At 59.2% G+C, this 2,895-nt stretch carries 3 protein-coding genes; 1 reads left to right on the top strand and 2 read right to left on the bottom strand.

Translation table 11 applies throughout. The annotated features are described in order from the left end of the window. Positions 1-513: 513 nt before the first annotated feature. Positions 514-1,551 (bottom strand): hypothetical protein, encoded by a 1,038-nt coding sequence (locus E0F99_RS29540; protein WP_083358808.1) that lies wholly within the window; start codon positions 1,549-1,551, stop codon positions 514-516. A 100-nt stretch (positions 1,552-1,651) separates the two neighbouring features. Next, positions 1,652-2,593: a LysR family transcriptional regulator gene (locus tag E0F99_RS29535; RefSeq protein WP_083358807.1), complete on the bottom strand. Its 942-nt coding sequence runs from the start codon at positions 2,591-2,593 to the stop codon at positions 1,652-1,654. A gap of 109 nt (positions 2,594-2,702) precedes the next feature. Between E0F99_RS29535 and E0F99_RS29530 the strand changes: the two genes are divergently transcribed. Beyond that, on the top strand, positions 2,703-2,895 hold a 193-nt coding region (locus tag E0F99_RS29530), incomplete at its 3' end, for an aldehyde dehydrogenase family protein (RefSeq protein ID WP_130909123.1).

Genomic DNA, 2,895 nt, shown 5'->3' with positions numbered 1-2,895 from the left:
GGATCTTTTGTTCAAACAACAGGAAGCTGGCAATCACCAACACAGAAAAGCCCATCAGCGACAGCCAAAAATGCGTGGCTGGCCCTTTTTTCGAACACGCACGATACCACCGGCTGCGCCTCATCAAAGTATCCCTTTTGAGCGTTAAGACTTAAGTTCCTTGTCACTGTTAAGCGCTGTTTTTAGAGCAATAGAACCCCTCGCCTGAAGGGTGGGTTGTATACGTAATGGCTGATGGCTTTCATGCTATCCATGAACTTAGCCGGTTGTGGTTGTTTTGCAAGTTTGCGAAGGGAAGTGTTTGAAAGTGATGTTTTAGGAGGCGCAATCAGCAGCGATTTATTCATTATTTACAACTAGTTGTATGGACTTTTTTCGGTCGTCAAGAAGTCGTTGCAGGTAAAAGCTTAATGAATAAATCGCTATTTTTTTATGTTGTTTATTGCCGCTGGCTATAGGTAACGTTAACCGTGGCGGGTTGTTGGGAACGGTTCCGTTTAACTCGGTGAGGGGTTAAGGCGCCGTGTCGGGAACTGCCCGATACACCGCCACTTGGTCCGAACGAATGGTCTCTTTCAACGTATACGTCGAGCCCGTCTTGATCTTGACCTTCCACTGTCGCGCCGCCTGGGCAGCGTTGGCGTTAAAGGCGGCGTCGGGGACTGCGGCGAAGGTGTCGTAGCGATACAGGGTGTAGGCCACGCTCGGTTTCAAACCGGAGACCGTCACAGTCAATGCCAACGCGGCAGACGGGGGCCGGGTATGGGTGTATTGCGCTATCGGCGGTTGCTCCTCGATCACCCCGGTCCACAGCCGCACTGGCAGCGTCTGGCCGTCGTGATCGATGATGCCGGTCACCGCCACGCCGTACTGCCTGTTGCGCGGCAGGGAATACAGCGCCTGTGACGGCGCGTTGGCCTCCTGGCGGTTGGCCTGGAAGCGGTCGAACGAAAAGTGATACCGATATGCCGGGGCGCCGTCGGGTGACCAGAGGCCGTTATCGCTCAGGGCCAGCACGTCGTCAGGGTAAGCGCGCGGCGGTAACGTCAGCGGGTATTTCGACGAGACGCCGATCACCGGCACGATATGGTCGTACTGCGCGTCGCCGGCCTCGGCCTCAGTGGAGCCTTCGAAGGCGTGCATGTTTTCATACACACCGATGATCACCGGGTAACCGGCCAACACATTGCCCTTTAACCACGTCAGGAAGGCGTTGGCGTCCGGCGTGTTGACACTGTTCCACTGCACCGCCTGCAAATGCATCCGGGCGGCAGCGGCGCCATCGTTCACACCCACCAGTAACTGGCTCCCCGCTTTGGACGGGTCAATACCCGGGGTGGCAATGGCCCGGGCGTCGTATTGGGAAACGTACTGGCCGTAGTAGAGCCCGGCGCTGACAAAGGCCACTTCACCGCAGTAACCGAAGTTCGCCGTCCATTGCAGACGCGGCGGGATATCGTTCTTCAGGCGGGCGGCGCCAACGTCTTGCGCCCAGAGCCCTACGGGCAACAACAGGACCATGAGCAGCACGCGTGGGTTGAGGGCCAACATGTCGATCGCCTTTGAACGTAGGGCTGATCAGGTTATCGACTCTCGATGGAGTTTCCCGTGAGGTTGTGTGGAGAAACGATGACCATGCTGGGTGCAGACTTCAATTGCCCACGAAGCGAAAACCAGCGGATAGCTTGTCCTTGAGAAACCCCACCAAGGCCGTCACCGACTTCGGCACATGCGGCGAGTACGGCCGAATCAAGTAAATCTCATCGGCGAACGCGCCTTTGAGCGTCCAGCCCTTGAGCACCTGCACCAATTTGCCACTGGCCAGCGCGGCCTGCGCGCTGAAATCCGGGAGCAGGGCGATGCCCAAGTGGTTGAGCGCCGAGTCACGTAGGGCTTCGCTGTTGTTGGTGGAAAAGCTGCCGGCGATCGGCACGGTGATGCGCTCGACTTTTTTGCCGCCGCGTTCGAAAGTCCACGCCGGCTGGTCGGTGCCCCGTGGGTAGTACAGGCAGTTATGCGCGCTGAGATCGCCGGGTTCGCGCGGGTCGCCGTGCTGTTGCAGGTAGTCCCGCGTGGCGACCAGCACCGAGCCGGTGTCGCACAGTTTCCACGCCACATGGGTTTCAGGCACTTGAAAGCCGTGTCGCACCGCCAGGTCGTAGCCTTCGGCCGCCAGTGAACTCAGGGCATCCGACACATCCAGTTGGATGCGCACCTGCGGGTAAAGCTGCAGGAACTCGGACAGGTGCGGCACCAGTTGTTGCCGGGCAAACGCCACCGGTGCGGTGAGGCGCACCAGGCCGCGAATCTCTCCCGCAGAGTCGCGCACCGACGAGAAACTACGGGCGATGTGTTCGTAGGCGCTGCGCACGTCGCGGGTCAATGACAGGCCTGCGTCGGTCAGCCGTACACTGCGTGTGGTGCGGGTGACCAGCCGGGTGCCGGTGGCTTTTTCCAAATCGGAAATTCGCTGGCTCACGGCGGACTTGCTCACGCCCAGGCGCGCCGCAGCGGCGGTGTAGGTGCCTTGCTCCTCAAGCACCGATAACCAGTGAATGTGCGTCCACAACCCCTCGATCTCAGCCTTTTCCATGATTCTATTGTTCGCCTACAAGGACAATTAGTTCTGGATTCTGCTCTGGTTTGGAACAAACCGAAAGCCTATTGTGGGCTCCAACGTTACCGACCTGGGATCAACTGCCATGAGCACCACCCTCGAGCACTACATCAACGACCAGCGCGTTTGCCGCGATGATCGCTATCAGGATGTCTACAACCCGGCCACCGGCGAAGTGACTGGTCGCGTCGCCTTGGCCAGCCGCCAGACCGTGGGTGAAGCCGTCGCCGCCGTCCAAGCCGCCTTCGCCAGTTGGGCCGACACCCCGCCGATCCCCC

This window comes from Pseudomonas antarctica (assembly GCF_900624995.1).
Lineage (GTDB): Bacteria > Pseudomonadota > Gammaproteobacteria > Pseudomonadales > Pseudomonadaceae > Aquipseudomonas > Aquipseudomonas antarctica.
The sequence above is the reverse complement of the archived record's forward strand: the minus strand, read 5'-3'. Positions and strand labels throughout refer to the sequence as shown.